We start from the raw sequence: 18,216 nt of genomic DNA, 5'->3' as shown, positions 1-18,216 counted from the left end.
TTATTGTTTTAACCAATCTATTGCCTGGCTAATGTATTGTTGCTGACTTACAATATTAACATCGGGCTCTACTTTTTTGCCATAAGCTTTCTGGGTTCTATCAGCCATTGTTGATACTGTTAGGTATAAGGTGGCGTTATCTGATAAAACAAAGCTTCGATTGGCTGTTGACACACCACACGTAGGTCTACCAAATAACTTTGCATCAGGCCGATTTTTAAATGCTATCGCAACGGCCTCACCCGAGCTAGCCGTTGCGCCATCAACGAGTACTGCTACTTTAGGATTATTTTTTTTCAGAATATAAGGATTTTCAATCTGAAAACCACCAGTAACGCCATTGATATAGCCCCAAGGTTGAATCTTCTCGTCAGCATCAATAAAATGTCCGGCTACTCCGTCACCTAATATTGGCCCGATGCCACAAAGCATAGGCCACATATTACCTCCGAAGTTGCCTCTTAAATCGACAATCCAGCCTTTTATGGCATCATTATCTGAATTTTTAATAGAAGTCTGAATAGCTTGTACATAAGCAAGTGCCTCTGTAGCATTGCCCGAAAAAGCACCTACTTTTACATAACCAATGCTATTATCTAACTCGGGCATATTGGGCAATTCATCAAGGCAGGCGGTAGCTCCTGCAGTTCGGCCTACTATATAGGTGTTTTTGCTGGTCATATAAAAGCTATGTGAATCATTTAGTAGGTCAATGGCCATCTGAATTGCCCCTATAGTTTTATCATCGTTGATATTCTGGGCGCCTTTGGCATAATCTAATACATTTTTTTTGAAAAAACTCCAGTTAATACTTCTGCGATTAATAGAATTCGTCTGCATAATGTAAAGCATTTCGTTCAGGTAGTTTTGCACTTCAGTATTGAGTGTTGGCTCAGCATCTTTCTGGCAAGAAGGGCTGAAAATAGCAATATAGATAAGGAAGAAGATACTTAATAGTCGTTTCATGCAAAAGGTCGTTTAAATTGTAGTTGGAAAAATTTCCGTTGGTGTTTTTAGACCTAATGCATGAAAAAACTATATGGTTGTATGGGCAGGAATAATATTTTAAGAATATACGTTATATACGTATTTTAGAACGATTCGCTTATCAGTTCATGGTTTACCATTGCGCCTGTAATTGAGCCGGTTGCCACCGCCATAGCTACCGAGCGCATAGGGCTTGAGTTATCGCCACAGGCAAAAATACCAGCTACATTGGTTTTCTGAAATCCATCCACTTTTATCAATCCTTGGTCTGTCAGTTCGCAACCAAGGCTCTCCGGAATAGCCGAGTGCTGCACAAATGCAGGTCTTGCATATAGCGCACCAAGTGGCTGGTCTGACCCATCGGTAAAGACTATTTTCTCAATTCGTCCATTGGTGTGTACTATAGTATCAATGGCCTTTTCTGCTAAGTTTATGCCGTGATTTTTCAGTTTATCGTGCTGCTCTTGTGTAAGTGTTGATTTTCCGTTTGTGAAAACTGTAAGGTCTTTTGTCCAATTGTTAATTAACTGGGCGTAGTGCGCTGCGGCTTCACCATTGGCTAGTATCCCTGTTTTTTGCCCTCGTACTTCATACCCGTGGCAGTAGGGGCAATGGATTACCGATATTCCCCAACATTCGGCAAAACCAGTAATTGCAGGCATGGTATCTTTTATACCTGTGGCAAATATTAGTTTTTTAGCATAAAAAGTATCTCCGGCTTGTGTGTCAACAATAAAAACATTTTCTGTTTTAGCTGCATGTATTGCTAAACCCTTATGTATTTGTACTGTATCATACTGAGCTAGTTGCGCTAAGGCGATATTGGCAATTTCGGCTGGTTTTTGCCCATCTTGTGTAAGAAAATTGTGCGAGTGAGGCGTTTGTCTGTTACATGGTTGGCCACTATCAATTATTAGCACTTTTCTTAATGCACGGCCTAAACTCATGGCGGCTGAAAGCCCGGCATAACTACCACCTATTATGATAACTTCAAAATTCTGACTAGTTGACATTTGATTATAATTTTTAGTAAAACCATGCAAAGATAAGAATAAAATATAAAATGCAACATTGTTGCATTTTATATTTTATTCTATAAATCTGAGAAATAGGGTGAATTAACCGAAGGCTGGCACACTTATTTTGAGAGAAAAACTAATACTATATAAACCATGAAAACTATGTACAGATTAATCATTTTTCTAGTCTTACTATTACCGGCTACAAGCTTTGGGCAACGTGTAGCCAATTTTGCTTATAAAACATTTAATGCCGAAGATTTTGAAGCTTATGGCTTTTGGGTAACGGGCAATGAGGTAGGCGACATTAATTATTCATATAAAACACCCGAAGGAGATATAAAAACTATGAAACTGCAATATGAGGGCACAGAGATGCTCAGTGGAGAAAAAGCATTTAAAGTGCTTTTTCCGAATAACCTTCGTTTGTATATAGTGCCTCGTATAAACAATACCTTGAAAGTTGCCAGCCTTGATGGCACATACTCTAAGGTTTTCAGGTGGTTGTATGAAGGGCCCGTAGAGGGTAGAGGTACATTTTGTGAAGTATGTGCCGGAAACGCACAGGAAGCTACAAAACTGCTAAGAACTTATTATTTAAAGTAGAATTATAGCATATTGCTAAATAGATTTTGATAGGTATTAATAGCCCCAATGGCCTATTATTGCCCATTTCCTGCCATTTAACAACCCACGTCCACCACCTAAGCATTTTAGTTGAGTGGGTTTGGGTTTTCTTGCAATTTTGTGCCGTTGAAAGAAAATATAAGCATAAAAATTACCATGAAAACTTTTATAAATACACCTGTAAAGAGATTTTTTAGTCTCCCTATTGCTTGTCTGCTATTTGTCCTGGCGGTGATAGATTTAAGGAAACTATTGAAAAACAAGTAAACTTACTGGCTTAGCTATTACTTATTATCCAAAACAACGAATGCTGTAGTTTAATTATTAATAGATATTTTGTATATTCAGAAATATTTGAAAATATTGATTGTTTTAATCAAAATGAAATAGTTTGATTGTTTTTCGTTGAAAATTACTGTATTTATTGGATAAAATATATTTTCAAAATATTCTGAATTTGCAATAATGTAGTAAACTTAAAAAGCCTTTCTTCGCAAGAAGAAAGGCTTTTTAAAAAACACCCCTTTAGGGGCCGGGGGCAACTGTTAATCTTGCAACCCAGTAGTATTAGCAGGTTTTTCGAATGTCCACTCAGTTCTGATGAGTTTTTTCTGATTCGGATAAACCTCATCTAGTGTATTCGCATCATACACACGGCCATTTTTAATAACCATTTTAAGCGTATTTGAATTACGAATATTTTCTAGCGGATTTTTATCCATAATCAACAAGTCGGCTAGTTTACCTTTTTCGATACTGCCTAAGTCCTGATCTAAACCTAAAGATTTTGCACCTAGAATAGTGGCAATTTTCAAGGCATCATGGTTTTTCATGCCGCCGCTTTGCATCGACCATAATTCCCAGTGATAACCTAGTCCCTGGAACTCACCATGACTACCGATACCAGCCAATGAACCACTTTCAACCATCGATTTCATCGATTTAGCATGTTTCTGGAACACGTGTTCTTCTGGCAAGAACCAAGTGCTTACTCTGCGGGTTTTTTCGGCTAGTTCGTCGTAAGGCATAAAGTTCTGCATCTTTTTGTCGTGGTACGGGTTCTCAGTTTCGAAATAATAGATTTCGGCAAATGGCCCACCATACGATACCAGAAGGGTAGGTGTAACAGCCATTTGAGAGAAAGAAATAGTTTTTACCACATCGTTATACAAGGGATACACCGGAATTGCGTGCTCATGACCCGGATAACCGTCTAACATGTTGGTCATGTTTAGTTTATAATTCAAACCACCTTCGGTAGTAGGCATTAATTGCTGGTCTTTAGCTGCCTTAATAATCCACTGGCGGCTCTGGCGGTTACCAGTCAGGTACATTTTAATGTACTTTGAGTTATAATACTTGCTGTATTGTTTCAGGGCATTGATAGCACCCGTTGAATCTTTGATGTTATAAGACCAGAAACCAACCCCCGGGCCTGTTGAGTAAATTCTCGGCCCTGCAATCTTGCCAGATTCCACCATGTCGCCATAGGTAAATACGTCGGTAGTAGCTGTTTGAGGGTCACGGGTGGTAGTTACACCATATGCAAGGTTAGCAGCATAAATCCAAACCTGATTCTTCTGGATTCCCCATTGCGGCCACATGTGGGCGTGGGTATCTACAAAACCCGGCATAATGGTTTTACCCTTGGCGTCAATCACCTTGGCTTTGCCCGTGTTTTTGAGCGTTCCGCTTTTGCCTATTTCTTTTATACGGTTGTTTTCAATCAAAATATCGCCGTTTTCTATTACCTCGTTGCCTTTCATCGTAATCAGGCGTGCGCCTCTTAACAATATTGCGCCACTTGGCATATCACGACTATAGTAAATCTTGATTTCGTTTTCCTGTGGTTTGTACTTAGGCTCTTCTTTTTTCGCTGTTGGTTTTTTGTCAGTTTTTACGCTATCGGTTTTGATTTTAATAGTGTCCGATTTTGCTTTATTCAACGAATCAGCCTTACGTTTTTCTTCTGCTTTTTTGGCAACTTTTACGCTATCATCAAAAGTTTTGGCTCTTTCTAAATCATATACAATATGGTAACGTCCAAGTGACCAATGTACTTTTTTAGAATCTTTCGACCACGACGGAAACTCTCCACCCAACTCGGTTAATTTCTTAGCCGGAAACTGTGCCGAACCAGGGTCAGAAACTGAGATGTTTACGGTTTTACCCGTTTTAGGTACATCAAGTGTATAAATCTCGTTGTTAATCTGCGCCAAAGCCTGCTCACCATCTGGTGCCATTATCAATTGCGACGCCGCCGTAGGCTTTTGTACTTCCATTGCCTGTGCCGCTTTTTCGGATAGCATACAGTTGTGGCCAAAGTGTTCGCCATCTATGCTCATGCCGTAGGTGGTGATACCCGTTACTTTTACGTGTGTTTTCTCGTCGGTTCCGTCCCACTTAAGCGATAAAAGCGTGCCGTCAGAGCCGCTTAGATAGATGCGGTCGGTAACGCTGCTTACAAAGTGAGGCGTAGAGCGGTCACGGGCTTTGTCGATAACCGTGATAGCTCCGCCATTGGCGTCTATCCAACAAAGGTCATCTTCCGAACTATTGGCCATTGGCCCGATAGATGATTTAAAAGCTTGCAGACGACTACGAACAAACACGATGCGGTCGTTTTTAGGGCTCCACACAGGTTGGGCATATAAAGCAGGGCTTTGCGTAAGCTTTTGTATGTTAGGCGTGCCTTCGGCATTTACTTTATACAGATTACCACCTTCGGGTGTCCAGGTTGTAAATACCAGATTCTTGCCATCGTTCGACCACGCAGGTTGTGCTTCGGTGAAATCGTTGGTAGTAATCAAACGAGGTGTACCGTTCGGATAATCGGCTATGTATAGGCGATTCAGCGCCGTGAAAGCTAGTTTTTTGCCATCTGGCGAGGCCACAGCATCACGAATCTGGTTGATAAGCGCATGGCTTGTATCTGAAATCGGATATTTGAACGATAATTGAGGGCCTAATTCCAATTCTAAATCTACATTGAACGGAATTTCGGCAGGTTTATCGCCGTTGATATTGATTTTGTAAATCTTACCGCCATACGAGGCTATCACTGCCTGATTATCTGGTGTAAAGGTCATACCCGGCAACACACCCATAGTAGCGATAGACTCCTGATCGTCGCGTTGGATAGGGTAGGCCAGCCATTTTTCGTCACCATTTTCCAGATTACGTAGTACTAAGCCCGTTTTGTCTTCGTAACGAGAGCCATATACTAACCATTTACCATCGCCTGAAAGCGTAGGCGTAAAGGCTGAGCCATATCTTGAGGTAATAGTGGTACGTTTGGCATTATCGCGGTCGTAGATACCAATCTGGTATTGTGGTAGCATGGCGTTGTAGTTCCAGGCACCATAACGTTGCGAGAAGTAAATATAGCGACCATCGTGACCCACAGCGGCATCAATGGTTTTCAGGTTTGCGGGTTGGTCAATCAATTGTACGCCTCCGCCACCATCGTGGTGCACCATCCATAGTTGCACGTTCATGCGGCCTTTTGAGTACACAATGTATTTGCCATCGGGTGTCCAATCGGCTGAGGTAAAGTTCTGGTCACGGTCTTTGGTTACCTGTATGGTATCTTTCTTTTCGAAATCTATGTACCAAACGTTGTCGGAACCTGTGCGGTCGGAGATAAACAATAGCTTTTTACCATCGGGGCTAAAGCGTGGGTGCGTATCAAACGCCAGACCTTTGGTAACATTGGTAGCCTTGCCACCACCAAATGGAATGGTGAACAAATCGCCCATCATATCAAACACAATTGTTTTGGCATCGGGACTAACATCGACCGACAACCATGTGCCCTCGGTAGTATTGGTTTTGAATTGACGGGTAGCTTTGAGCGGTAAATCTTTGTAACGTATATACTTGGTAGTGTCTTTGGTTTGTTTTGTGGTATCTTGTAGTGCATGTAAGAGGCGGGAGTATATCCGGCCTTTAGATGCAAATACTCCAGCCACCACGCAGCACCCGATACAAATACTCATCAGCGCCGCCTTAAGGGTAAAAGTAGATTTCATTTAATATGATGTTTTTTGGAAGTGTTTTTTGGTAAAAATAGGGATTTTTTGATAGATTAGAGTGTAAGTAAGAATAAAAGTTAAAATGTACGATTCATTTAACTTTATAACTGAATTGCATCCATAATGCAAAATTTCTCATTTTATATATACGTTAAAGATTAATACAAGTAATCGAGTATATTTATATGTTATTTAGAAAAAGAATTTATTTATGAATGGAGATTTATCAAAAAGTAATAAGGTGAAGTTAATTATTTTAACAGAGGATGAAGACTTGACTCTAATTCAGACATTAATAGAATCTTCAGAAATCCCTATAAATGAATTAGAGATTTATTCGTATAAAGGTTGTTCAGATATTAAAACAGCTAATATACTTGCAGATTTCATACTTAAGAATAATCCTTCTGTTAAAATTGTTATTCATAGAGATAGGGACTATCATGATGAAAAAGAAATTGAGTCCATAATAAATAAATATAGGAATATTACTTATTTTTTTCTTACAGAAGGTACAGATATAGAGACGTCATTTATTAATTCAAGGCATATTAACTTTTTGTATCCTGAAATAAGTATTGAGAATGCAGAAAATCTTATTCATTTTTCAATCGAAGATTCATTTATAAAGTCAAGAGAAAAATATCTAAATACATTATCTAATAAGTCTTTAGAAAAAAGAGAAGGACATAAGGCTGCAGAAAACTTGGCTATTGTCGAAAAAAATCTTAAAGAAAATCCTAATAGATACATTCATGGAAAAACTGTTTTAAGTAATCTTAAAACAAAAATTCAAAAAGAGATTCAACAAAATCCTAACCTTTATAGACCTTCTCCGTTTATTTCACCACCAATTTTCAATTTAATAAAAAATGAAGTTTGGGATAACAAGAGATTGAACAATAATAATCAAATTGAACCAATTGAAGAGGGTATTTTAGATATTGTTATATCAGCTGAAAAAGATTTTAAAAATGCTACAACTATTATAAATTCTATAAATCGAAGCATAGAAACTGTAGGAGCTAATTTTAGACTTGGGACTAAAAAAATTAATGCACTTAATTCGAATAAAATAACTCTTAATCCAAGTAAGACTAAATTAATTGTTGATGGAATAGCATCAGATTTATTTGTGTTCACAAATTCGATAAAAAAAGATAGTTCTTTATTAAATGATAATTTGAGTTACATCATATTGTATTACAGTAAATTAATTATAATTGCTAAACGAAATGGCGAGCATCAGGTTTATTTAAACGATTTACAAATTTTAAGAGATTCTATGATCGAAGCTAATAGTGGACTAAGTCAAATGTTAGAAGGATTAAAAACTGTTAGAGCCCTCACAACAAATTTTATTAAAGCTCAAAAAGACTCGATAAACGCTCTAGAATATTTAATTAATACTCTTTCTTCTTTTATTACTTTAATCGATCATATTGATTAAAAGTTTATTGTTGAGTATATGCAACTCCTCCTCTCCCAAATAAAAAACTGCAAAGCATGCGAACGTATTTGTTAAAAGAAGTGATAGTGTTGTAAATAAAATTAAGATAAATAGATTTTCTCTCGCGAGTTTATTTGAATTACAGAAGTAATGATTGTAAAATCGTAACCATGTTTGAAAAAATAGGCTATTTTTGTCAAGAAATGCAATATTTTAAATCTTAGTTCTTTCAGTTTTAGTTAGACCAAGTTGTAGAATTTCATTACATACTTCTCTATATTCAGCATAAAAGTCAATTTTATTAAAAGGTATATTGATAACGTCTGTTACTGAAGTTGTAAAATCTAATTCAGCAATAATTTCAGGAAATTCAGCAGCAATATTTTTTGTAATTAGAGCTACTAATTCACACAATAAGAGAATCTCATCGTGAGAGTTTGGTATGTTAAACTCCATTTGGGCAGCTGGTTGATTAAATATTGAATTTTTATCCTTTAATCTAAGATTATGAGCTAAGACTGTATTTCTGTAATCTTTTAAATGTTTCCACTTATTAATTCTTTTAATTACCGGTTTTATTTGAGTTCTAAACTTATGTATTCTTTCTTTAAGGATTTCACAATTGTTTGGAGTAAACTCATTATTATATTCATCTAAAAAAGAACAAACTAGTATTAAAATATATTCAAATAGATACGAGTTAGTAAGAACAAAATGAGGTGATTTATTAAAATGCCCGGTTCCCCAAACTTGAAAACCAAGATTTACATGTAATTCAGAGTTCTTATCAACTACACTAAATATGCCAAATATTTTTGTGAGTATATGCACCAAATTTTGGTAAGAAGTTAAGATACTTTTCATTAGTTGTTTACCTTAATATCTTCAAGTGCAGCTGTTATTTCAGATAATCTCTCATTGATATTCCCCGAAAAAGAATTATTAGAGTATCCTAGAGCAATACCAATTGCTTCTAAGCCATTTGGACTTGAAGAATTTACTACAAATCCCGCACTTAAAATTTGATTTCTTTGTATTTGAATTGCTAAAGATAACCTTTCAAAATCTGTTAACTTTGGATAATTAAGCTTCAAATCTTTTTCTATTGTACTCAAGCTTTTGTATTCGTCGAAAGTGGTCATTAAGTTTTAAATCGTTTTAGTGAATAAATTTGTCTAAGGTAACTTTATATGTATTAGCATATAAAATTAGTGTTTGCCTTGGTGCCAAGTAATAAATTCAAATAGAAGTTTATATTTTTCCATACATCACCTTTTCTCCCAAATAAAAAACAGCAAAGCCTGCAAACCGCATTTGGTAGGAGGGGTGAATCCAGTAGTAGCCGACATTAAACAAAGTAAGATAGCGATTGTCAAACTAAGTCAGCAGCATACAAACGTTTATTGACAAGAATATAGGTAATTGCCAGTTGTTGAATAAGAAACATAGCGACTCGATATCTTTGAAATTATTTTAGTAGGGTATTGATTTGAATTATATTCTATTGTACGCTCAACTTTATCTACTGGTGGTCCTGAACCTAAATATCTGTTATAACTTAAAACATTGTTTTGGCTCAAATAATCAAACATACCATCAAAAATAAATGTACTGGTGTATAATCTGAATGCTATATACTCTTTTGTGTAAAGGGTTTTCATGTTGTCATATTTTAGCCCCTCATAATCGACAACTGTAGTATTTCCAGCTAAAACTCTATATGCCTTCGAAACGTTATTGCCGACATATTCAAAACGAGTTTCACTGGTATGTTCCTGACTTTTTCGCAATAATGAAACAATGTTATCGCCTGAATAGGAGGGAGAAAAAGTAAGCCCATTAGAAGGATTTTTTTTCATTTCAATTATCTGACCAGTAGCGTTAAAATCAATAACTACGGGAAAGAAATCCTGGAAAATGTCCGGACAACCAGGTTGGTAGGTAATAACTAACTGATTTGGCTTAGGGTAAGTAAAAAACCACTTTATACCACAATTGTATCCGTAATTTATTAATTCGCTAAGTTTGTTATTTTCGTTGTATTTGTACACTATGGAATCGGCTGGAGAATCTTCAGCAGTAGCTTTTGTGAGTTTACAAACAGGAGTTTTTTCATTAATTTCATTTTTTTTGCAAGAAATAAAAGTAATGATTAGGATAAAAATAATGATATATTTCATTTGTATTTTCTTTCCTGCAATCCGAAAGGTAAGGTTTTGTAATCCGGTATCTTTTGTAGTCACAATATTTATAGCTAATTTTATATAATCACCAAAGGTATTTGATTCCGATTAAATAAAAATACATTGTAGTAATTTTTTGTAATCTCCATGCAAACCCTCCTCTCCCAAATAAAAAACTGCAAAGCATGCGAACAACATTTGGTAGGAGGGGTGAATCCGGTGGTAGCGGCTAGTGTGCAGAGTAAAATTGTGATTGTCGGGCAGGCACCGGGTAGAATTGTGCATAATACAGGTATCGCTTGGAACGATAAGAGTGGCGATAACCTGCGGGCTTGGTTGGGAGTAGATAAGGCTACTTTTTATAATACCGAGCTCATAGCTGTAATACCTATGGGCTTTTGTTATCCCGGCACAGGCAAAACCGGAGATTTACCACCACGTCCCGAATGTGCTCCTTTGTGGCATCAGCAACTACTCAGCCAGATGCCCAATGTTGAATTAATGCTTTTGGTAGGGCAATATGCCCAAAACTATTATCTGGGCGCATCTGCCAGAAACACCCTCACCGAAACCGTAAGGCATTATCAGGATTACCTACCCCGATACTTCCCTTTGCCGCACCCCTCACCAAGAAACAACATCTGGCAAGCAAAAAATGAATGGTTTAGCCGAGAGGTATTGCCGGAGTTGAAGCTTGTTATTCAAGATGTTTTAGGTAAGAAATAGGCAGTCAAATTAAGATAAAGGGAAAGCCTATTCAAGTCTAGATTCATTGCTGGGGATAGAGAAAAGAAAAATAGCCTGTATTTTTTCAGATTGATACAGTATAAGGAAATTAATCTATTTTTATCAATCCTTTATTGATTGCAATAGATACTGCCCCACCCACTGATTCAACTTTGAGTTTTGTATAGATATTAGAGATATGAGTATTTACGGTGGCATACGAAATAAAACAAGCCTCGGCTATCATTTTATAACTGTACCCCATTGCTAAGTATTTTAAAATTTCAAGCTCTCTTTTGGTCAATTCAAAATCTGATTTACTGAAAATTCTGTCTTGTATTTTTACAAGCGATAAAACTTTTTTTGCAATTACCGGACTCATCGGAGCTCCACCTTCCATTACTTCACGCATGCCATCTAATAATTTATTCGGGGCTGTTTGTTTGAGTATATAACCGTCTGCTCCTGCACAAATGGCACTAAATACCTTATCGTTGTCTTCAAAAACAGTTTGCATGATGATTTTAAGCGTAGGATATTTTGTTCTTATTAGCGTCACGCCTTCAATTCCATTTACAAAAGGCATATCAATATCCATCAGCACTAAATCGGGCTGGCTAAGGTCTATTTTATCTAAAACCTGTCGGCAATCTTCAAACTCACCCACACATTCCATGTCATCAATCATTGAGATTAATGTTCGTAAGCTATCTCTACGATTTTTATTATCATCAAAAATTACTATTCTGTATTTCATAAAACAAAAGTAAAGTAATTAGCTCGTTTCAGGAATCATTGATTCTAATGATTTTTTACTCCTATTTACGATACATTTACACTAAACCGGACACTTGTACCTGTTTGTGGTTGTGAAATAATTTCGATAGTACCATCAGATTCTCTCGACCGTGAGTGCATATTTGCTATGCCATTTCCACCCATTTTTGACTCCAGATTATTTTTGTCTTCAATGCCTTTCCCGTTGTCAATTACTAAAAGTGATAATTTTTTGTCTGTCATAAACAACTTTATGCTCAAATTGGAACATTCAGAATGTTTCAACGAATTGTTTACAGCTTCTTTAAAAATCAGGTATAAGTTTTTTCTCTGTAACATCGTGATACGAACTTTGTCATTATTCAAATTATTTTCAAAATTCAGTTTTATTTCGGTCGCTTCTGTTACCGACGAAGCATAAGCTCTCATTCTGTTTATCATATTTTCAAACGAATCATTGGCCGGGTTTATACTCCAAACAATATCGTTCATCGTTGCCATCATATCTATGGTGCTATCTGATATTTTATCAATAATTTCTGCTTGTTTTTGGGGTAGACTTGTGAAAGACCTTGCTAGTGCCGTGCTATAAATACTTAAGCTACTGAGAGTAGAACCGATTTCATCATGTAAATCCTGGGCAATACGATTACGGAGTTTTTCCATTTCAACCGCTTTTGAAACCCTGTATTGAAGAAACACATAAAGTAAATATATAGAAAGAATAAAAAGAATGGCTTTGAACCACCATGTTTGCCACCACGCTGGTTGTATTACTAACTCCATCTGTGCCGGATTGCTCCATACGCCATCGCCGTTGTGCCCTGATACCATAAATGTATAGGTTCCAGGGTCAATATTCGTAAAGGTAGCTTCTTTCTTTTTGCTATTATCTACCCAATCGTTGTATAAACCTACCAACTTATACCTATAATAATTAGAAGCAGGATTTTTTAGGTCTAACAAAGCAAAATTGAAACTTACCATACTTTGATAATGATGTAAAGTGATTTTTTTGGTGTACTCTATTGCTTTGGTGATAATTGGTTCTTTTTGTGCATCCTGATTATCTATATCAATTTCCTGGTTCAAAACTTTAAGACCATTGATGACAATTTTTGCAGGATTTGATAATTTATAAAAATCTTCCGGGTTGAAATAGACACTAAATCCAACCCCGCCAAGATACATTTCTCCTGTTTTTGATTGACTAAATTGGTATCGGTTGAATTCATTTGCTTCCAAACCATGCGATTTATCGAAGTTTCGACACTTCAATGTAGTTGTATTAAAAAGACAAAGTCCGTTGTTGGTGCTCAGCCATAAATTATTATGTTTGTCGCTTTGAATAGAATAGATTACATTGTTTGGCAAGCCATTTTTAATGGTATAAGTATTAATGTTGCCTGTTGATTTATCGAGACGGTTAAGCCCTCCGCCCTCTGTACCTATCCAGATATACTTTTGAGGTTGATTTGAGTCTATTCTAATACTCAGTAATTTATTCAATGATAGAGATTTGTTTTTTTTTCCATCTGCAGTATATACTTTCCATTGCCCTGTTTCGGGCGAAAGTGCAAATAAGCCAATGGTGGTTGCCAGCCACATGGTACCATCCTGGTCTTCGGCCCAATCGCTAATCAACCTTTCGCTATAAAGCAATTTTTGGGTTGTTGGAAGGACGAACTCTCTACTTTTGCCTGTATTTTTCTCAAATAAATATAATTTTACTAAATCTTCATTAGTGAATACGGCGGTCCAGATTCTACCTTCTCTGTCTGAAAAAATAGGTTGAAACCCTTCAAATCTATTAACTACCGAAGGTATTTTCTTTTCTTTCAATATTGTGTATTCGCCAAGTGCATTCATTTTAATGACTACTACCCTTTTTTTGGTCAAGTCTACCAAACCAAACCAATAATTACCATCACCATCTACTGCAAAAAATTCATCAAAGTCAGCATTCTTAAATCCTCTCTGGAAAAGGTCAGAACGGTCGAGTTTATTTATCCAATCTGAAATAATACCGGGGTCGTAAAAGGCATTTATCCCATTTTTTGAAATTCGTAGCGGCCATCCGTAAGAAATTTTATTTTGTGGATAAATGTTAATTTTCTTAAAAAAAATATTTGTAGGTGATATTTTAAAAAGCCCCCAGCCATTAGATCCCAACCAAATGTTTCCTTGTTTATCTACTTTATTATTCAACATGATTGTTTGGTCATTTGAGTCAATGGCTACTGGTTGTATTAATTCAAATGAGTGAGTTTTGTAATCAATTCTGAGGTAAAATTTATTTTTATAGCTTGTCCAGATATTCCCTTCCTGGTCGGCAAATATTAAGTCTGAAAAAGTATAAGGTTTGGGCAGTTCTAACCATGATAAAAATTTATTTGCAGTGCTATCGTATTGAAATATGCTGTTAGCTACAACCAAACACATTTGTTTTGTGTATGGATTTTCCCACATTTTTTTTCTTAAAGAATTACTCTTTATTAAAGTATTATCGAATGAGATTTGCTCCAAACCCTTAGCTGAATAGCGAAAAATTTGTTCTTTGTCATTTATCCACACCGAGCCATTAGCCTGACAAATTAAAGTTTTATTGAAAAAAAAGTTTTGACTTATCTGATTAATTCCTGGATATACTGCTTCAATATTTCTAATGCGAAATGCTTTTTCAGTTTTATTTGTTTCAATTATCCTCAAATCTCCTCCAATTCTTACCATAATTCGTCCGTTACCTGCATCTTGTATGGATGAGACATCATGCAAGCCCGTACCTTTTATATTCAGGTCATTCAGGGTAATATGAGTAAAAGTTTCTGTGCCTGGGTCGAAGTAATCTAAGCCGTTTGTAAAAGTCCCTACCCAAATTTTGTTTTTATCATCAACAAGTAAAGACGTAATATAATTATCAGAAATAGACTTGGGGTCGGTTGGCAAATGCCGGTATACTTTAAATGAATTGCCATCAAAACGGTTCAGTCCTTCTTTAGTCGAAATCCAGACATACCCCCATTTATCTATTGCCACATCGTTAATCAGCCCTTGCGAAAGCCCTTCGGCTGCCGACCAATGTTGCATGGCAATTTTCCTGATTTCGTTAGAGGATAGATGCAAATCTTTTTGCCGGGCCATAAGATGTACAGTACCAATCAAAATCAAAAAAGAAGCAATCGTAATTCTTGAAGAAAGAAAAATAAATGGTTTCATTAATTACAATGATAATTTATGTTGATCAAAACTCATTGAAATCAAAAATCTTTTACACCAATATTAATCATAAATCATTGAAATCAATGATTTTTTACAACACTATTAATCAAAAATCATTAGAATCAACGATTGTTGACAGTATGGCTTAAGGATAATTTTGTGATAAAAAAAGATTAATGGAAACTAACGAACTCATTCATCTTGGCAGTAGAAAAAATATTGCACCCGATAGTATTTTGATGATGAAATCAGATGTCAATTATACTACTATTTATCTTGTTGATGGTAGCCAGATTTTGTCTTCTACCACAATGGGTATTTTAGAAAAACGCTTGAAGGAATTCAAATTTTTTCGCCCAAATCGCTCTTTTATTATCAATCTTCAATTTGTAGCAGATTTTGAAAATAAAGTGCAAACAGGTGCTTTTTCAAGGATTTTATTAAAAAACAATGAATCTGTGCCTCTTTCTCGTCGGAGAACTACTGCTTTTCTAAAAATCATGGAGTAATATTTCAGGTATTTTCTAAATCAAAACGCTAAACTCACAATCCGATATTCCAATGAAAACAGCATTTACAAAAAATACGCTCAGCATCATTGCAATTTTATGCCTTATGCTCGGCTCTGAAATGAGTTATGCCCAATGGACAACTAATGTTTTTAGTAATGTATGGAATACCAATTTTGGTACTTTAAAGGTAACCAGTTCGGGCGGTAGTGTAGCTGGCAATAATAATTATGCAGGTGCATTATATTATGGAGCAGATCTTAATGACAATATTGATATTGCTGCCACTAATGGATGGATATCTCAAACTATTAATAATACCAGTGCAGGTAATCGCTTCAAAGCCACAGCAGGCCAACCCATTACTATTTCTTTCGAATTTGATTTCCGCAATGATATCTATAATACATGGGTAATGGATAGACCAGTCAATATCAACGGAGGCGGTTCTTACCAAAATCCATTACCAGGCGGAATAGGGAAAAGTGAGCAAACTAATACTTACGATTCCAATATTGGTATTCCATTTGTTGAAAAGGTATTAAATGAGAATTTATACAGATATCAGGGTACTTTTACTTTCTCTGGTGCCCGGTCGCAGGCATGGATAGTATTTCAATTTATAACTTTCAGAGGTGAAGTTCAAGAACGAGTAACGATGGTGTTACCATTCATCGTCGATGGAGTGAAAGTACCCAGTGTACCATTGCTTACGAACACTTCAGGGCAACCGCGCATCATTACTCAACCCTCGCTACCCATTACGGTACTTCATGCCCCTCCGGGTGACCAAAGTTATAGCAAATTTGAAGTAAACCGAACATCCTGCCAATCGGTAGAAACTAATATTACAACTGGTTTGTCTGAGTCGGGTTATGGTGCAGTAAAATTGGGTACCAAAGGGAGTGTAGGCTTTATAGCTGAAGTTGATGTGGAAGCGTTTGTTCAGTTTTCGGTTTCGAACGAAGTGGGTAGTTCAAATGTGAAAATACAAGAAAAGCAAACTTGTATATCCTCCACAACTGGTTTTGGGACAACCCCAGGCTCACGTGAAGATATATTTGTGTGTGAAGGGCTTGATTATTATTATGGAATCTATGATATGCTGTTCATTAACTCTTCCAATTACAGCACTTATGAAAAAAAAGGATTTATAATGGTTCCCGTTGATGGCTCCCAAAGGCTCAATTTCATTACACGGAGTGGTATATTAAATGAAATCAATGCCCTTGCATTAGATACCCTTAATACTGCCCTCAGTTTAAAACAACGTGTAGTGGCAAAGAATCAATTGAATATCTGGAAACAACTTATAGCCCTCAATACTGCCAATATTGCCAATGCAACAACACCAACAAATCCTAACTACGGCTTAATATCTTTATCAGGTGGAGGAGTTGCATTTGAAAACTCAACCAGTATTAATACTACTCTAACAAGTACAATAAAAGTAGATAATTATATTGAGGAGGCCGTTGGAATAGACGCCGTTGTGAATATTGGTGGCTCGGGTATATCGGCTGGCTTAAATTTTAGCTCCAACAGAAGTTATGGAGCAACCAATAGTGCAACCAATAGTAGTACCCAAACCATGAGTGTGCACTTAGAAGATAACGATGTGGGAGATTTATTAAAAATAAATATTTACCAAGACCCCATGTTTGGCACACCTGTTTTTAAGCTTCAAAATGATAGCCGCACAAGTTGTCCGTACGAAGGTGGTTATCAGAGAGACCAGCCATCTTTGAAAATTGTTGGTTCAGCTCAAAATACCATAACGATTCCGGATATTACGCTTGGCTCGCCTGCCAATTTTCAAATAAAAGTTTGTAATAATAACATCACTGAAGCACGAACTTATAATATGCAATTTGTTTCGCAATCAAATTCAAGCGATTTGTTAATCACGGCTGCCGGAAGCACGGGTTCGCAGTTTGGCTCTTTCACTGTTCCAGCCAATTCTTGCATCGTTCAAAATTATGATGTAAATATTTCTCGCAGATACCCAACCAGTAATGTAAACTTTTCAAATCTTGAATTTCAATTATTTTCTTCTTGTGAACCAATCATAAAGTCAAGTATTTTTGCCAATGTCAGCTTTTCAGCACCACCATCTCCCTCAAATGTTGCTGCAAGCACAAATACAGCTTGTGCAGGTACGCCCGTAACCTTAACCGCAAGCTGTGCTGTTACTACAACGCCAACCTGGTATACACAAGCCGTAGGTGGTTTTCCAATAGCAGTAGGCTCGAGTGTTACGGTAAATCCAAGCGTTAATACAACTTATTATGTAGGTTGTGAAACTGCTAATTACGTAAGAGATAGGGTCGCCACAAAATTAGTTTTGGTTGGCACTCCCTCAACGGTTTTGAATTTAACGACAAATTATACAACAGGAAGTACGTTACAAATTGCAAGCAATACAATTACGGCGACCAATAAAGTCATTTCGCCAGCGTATGCAGTTTATAAAGCAGGGAAATCCATTACATTTAGCCCGGGTTTTGAGGCAAAAAGCGGCAGTTTGTTTGTTGCAGAAATTGGCGGGTGTAATTGAAGCTTTCTGTATATGTATTTTAACTTAATACGAATAGATAAGTTTCGACTAAGCCAGTAACCCAAATGGACAGTAATGACTATTGGAGGTAGCCTAGTGGTTGGTATTACAAACTATACCATTTCATA

General features: G+C 36.5%; 13 protein-coding genes. 5 read left to right on the top strand and 8 right to left on the bottom strand.

Annotated features, from left to right (window positions below):
* Both WAE64_RS06240 and WAE64_RS06235 read right to left on the bottom strand, forming a co-directional pair.
* On the bottom strand, positions 1-966 hold the full coding sequence (locus tag WAE64_RS06240) for a S41 family peptidase (protein WP_340235386.1): 966 nt from the start codon (positions 964-966) through the stop codon (positions 1-3).
* Between the two features lie 125 nt (positions 967-1,091).
* Entirely contained in the window at positions 1,092-2,000 is a 909-nt protein-coding gene (locus tag WAE64_RS06235) for an NAD(P)/FAD-dependent oxidoreductase (RefSeq protein WP_340235385.1), read from the bottom strand.
* 168 nt (positions 2,001-2,168) lie between these two features.
* Here WAE64_RS06235 and WAE64_RS06230 point away from each other — a divergent pair, with 168 nt between their 5' ends.
* On the top strand, positions 2,169-2,612 hold the full coding sequence (locus tag WAE64_RS06230) for a hypothetical protein (protein ID WP_340235384.1): 444 nt from the start codon (positions 2,169-2,171) through the stop codon (positions 2,610-2,612).
* A 566-nt stretch (positions 2,613-3,178) separates the two neighbouring features.
* Here the strand turns inward: WAE64_RS06230 and WAE64_RS06225 are convergent.
* Positions 3,179-6,664, bottom strand: coding sequence for an amidohydrolase family protein (locus WAE64_RS06225; protein ID WP_340235383.1), 3,486 nt, complete (start codon positions 6,662-6,664; stop codon positions 3,179-3,181).
* Between the two features lie 214 nt (positions 6,665-6,878).
* On the opposite strand from WAE64_RS06225, the gene WAE64_RS06220 reads away from it, so the two are divergent.
* Positions 6,879-8,117, top strand: a complete 1,239-nt coding sequence (locus WAE64_RS06220; protein WP_340235382.1) for a hypothetical protein — start codon at positions 6,879-6,881, stop codon at positions 8,115-8,117.
* 213 nt (positions 8,118-8,330) lie between these two features.
* Here the strand turns inward: WAE64_RS06220 and WAE64_RS06215 are convergent, their stop codons facing one another.
* The 3 genes from WAE64_RS06215 to WAE64_RS06205 form a co-directional block, all read right to left on the bottom strand.
* Entirely contained in the window at positions 8,331-8,981 is a 651-nt protein-coding gene (locus WAE64_RS06215) for a hypothetical protein (RefSeq protein ID WP_340235381.1), read from the bottom strand.
* Positions 8,981-9,259 carry a hypothetical protein gene (locus WAE64_RS06210; RefSeq protein ID WP_340235380.1) on the bottom strand — a complete coding sequence of 93 codons (279 nt, stop codon included), beginning with the start codon at positions 9,257-9,259 and terminating at the stop codon, positions 8,981-8,983. Before WAE64_RS06210 ends, WAE64_RS06215 begins: the two co-directional genes overlap by 1 nt.
* 258 nt (positions 9,260-9,517) lie before the next feature.
* Entirely contained in the window at positions 9,518-10,360 is an 843-nt protein-coding gene (locus WAE64_RS06205) for a hypothetical protein (RefSeq protein ID WP_340235379.1), read from the bottom strand.
* 87 nt (positions 10,361-10,447) lie between these two features.
* Here WAE64_RS06205 and WAE64_RS06200 point away from each other — a divergent pair, with 87 nt between their 5' ends.
* The gene (locus WAE64_RS06200; protein WP_340235378.1) at positions 10,448-11,026 is read left to right on the top strand and encodes a uracil-DNA glycosylase family protein; all 579 of its coding nucleotides are present in this window, start codon (positions 10,448-10,450) and stop codon (positions 11,024-11,026) included.
* Positions 11,027-11,135: 109 nt separating this feature from the next.
* On the opposite strand, the gene WAE64_RS06195 is transcribed toward WAE64_RS06200, so the two are convergent.
* Positions 11,136-11,783, bottom strand: coding sequence for a response regulator (locus WAE64_RS06195; RefSeq protein ID WP_340235377.1), 648 nt, complete (start codon positions 11,781-11,783; stop codon positions 11,136-11,138).
* A gap of 65 nt (positions 11,784-11,848) precedes the next feature.
* Entirely contained in the window at positions 11,849-15,019 is a 3,171-nt protein-coding gene (locus WAE64_RS06190) for a ligand-binding sensor domain-containing protein (RefSeq protein ID WP_340235376.1), read from the bottom strand.
* A 179-nt stretch (positions 15,020-15,198) separates the two neighbouring features.
* Between WAE64_RS06190 and WAE64_RS06185 the strand changes: the two genes are divergently transcribed.
* Positions 15,199-15,531 carry a LytR/AlgR family response regulator transcription factor gene (locus WAE64_RS06185; RefSeq protein WP_340235375.1) on the top strand — a complete coding sequence of 111 codons (333 nt, stop codon included), beginning with the start codon at positions 15,199-15,201 and terminating at the stop codon, positions 15,529-15,531.
* Positions 15,532-15,583: 52 nt separating this feature from the next.
* Positions 15,584-18,088, top strand: a complete 2,505-nt coding sequence (locus tag WAE64_RS06180; RefSeq protein WP_340235374.1) for an immunoglobulin domain-containing protein — start codon at positions 15,584-15,586, stop codon at positions 18,086-18,088.
* The last annotated feature ends 128 nt before the right edge of the window (positions 18,089-18,216 follow it).

Source organism: Emticicia soli, from assembly GCF_037860775.1.
Lineage (GTDB): Bacteria > Bacteroidota > Bacteroidia > Cytophagales > Spirosomataceae > Emticicia > Emticicia soli.
Note: the sequence above shows the minus strand (reverse complement) of the source record. Positions and strands in the feature narration are given on the sequence as shown.

What these genes read in the sequence shown, in the direction of transcription:
- WAE64_RS06190 (WP_340235376.1), bottom strand. Translation starts at nt 15,019, where the DNA reads ATGAAACCATTTATTTTTCTTTCTTCAAGAATTACGATTGCTTCTTTT.
- WAE64_RS06230 (WP_340235384.1), top strand. Translation starts at nt 2,169, where the DNA reads ATGTACAGATTAATCATTTTTCTAGTCTTACTATTACCGGCTACAAGC.
- WAE64_RS06215 (WP_340235381.1), bottom strand. Translation starts at nt 8,981, where the DNA reads ATGAAAAGTATCTTAACTTCTTACCAAAATTTGGTGCATATACTCACA.
- WAE64_RS06195 (WP_340235377.1), bottom strand. Translation starts at nt 11,783, where the DNA reads ATGAAATACAGAATAGTAATTTTTGATGATAATAAAAATCGTAGAGAT.
- WAE64_RS06210 (WP_340235380.1), bottom strand. Translation starts at nt 9,259, where the DNA reads ATGACCACTTTCGACGAATACAAAAGCTTGAGTACAATAGAAAAAGAT.
- WAE64_RS06235 (WP_340235385.1), bottom strand. Translation starts at nt 2,000, where the DNA reads ATGTCAACTAGTCAGAATTTTGAAGTTATCATAATAGGTGGTAGTTAT.
- WAE64_RS06200 (WP_340235378.1), top strand. Translation starts at nt 10,448, where the DNA reads ATGCAAACCCTCCTCTCCCAAATAAAAAACTGCAAAGCATGCGAACAA.
- WAE64_RS06240 (WP_340235386.1), bottom strand. Translation starts at nt 966, where the DNA reads ATGAAACGACTATTAAGTATCTTCTTCCTTATCTATATTGCTATTTTC.
- WAE64_RS06220 (WP_340235382.1), top strand. Translation starts at nt 6,879, where the DNA reads ATGAATGGAGATTTATCAAAAAGTAATAAGGTGAAGTTAATTATTTTA.
- WAE64_RS06180 (WP_340235374.1), top strand. Translation starts at nt 15,584, where the DNA reads ATGAAAACAGCATTTACAAAAAATACGCTCAGCATCATTGCAATTTTA.
- WAE64_RS06225 (WP_340235383.1), bottom strand. Translation starts at nt 6,664, where the DNA reads ATGAAATCTACTTTTACCCTTAAGGCGGCGCTGATGAGTATTTGTATC.
- WAE64_RS06185 (WP_340235375.1), top strand. Translation starts at nt 15,199, where the DNA reads ATGGAAACTAACGAACTCATTCATCTTGGCAGTAGAAAAAATATTGCA.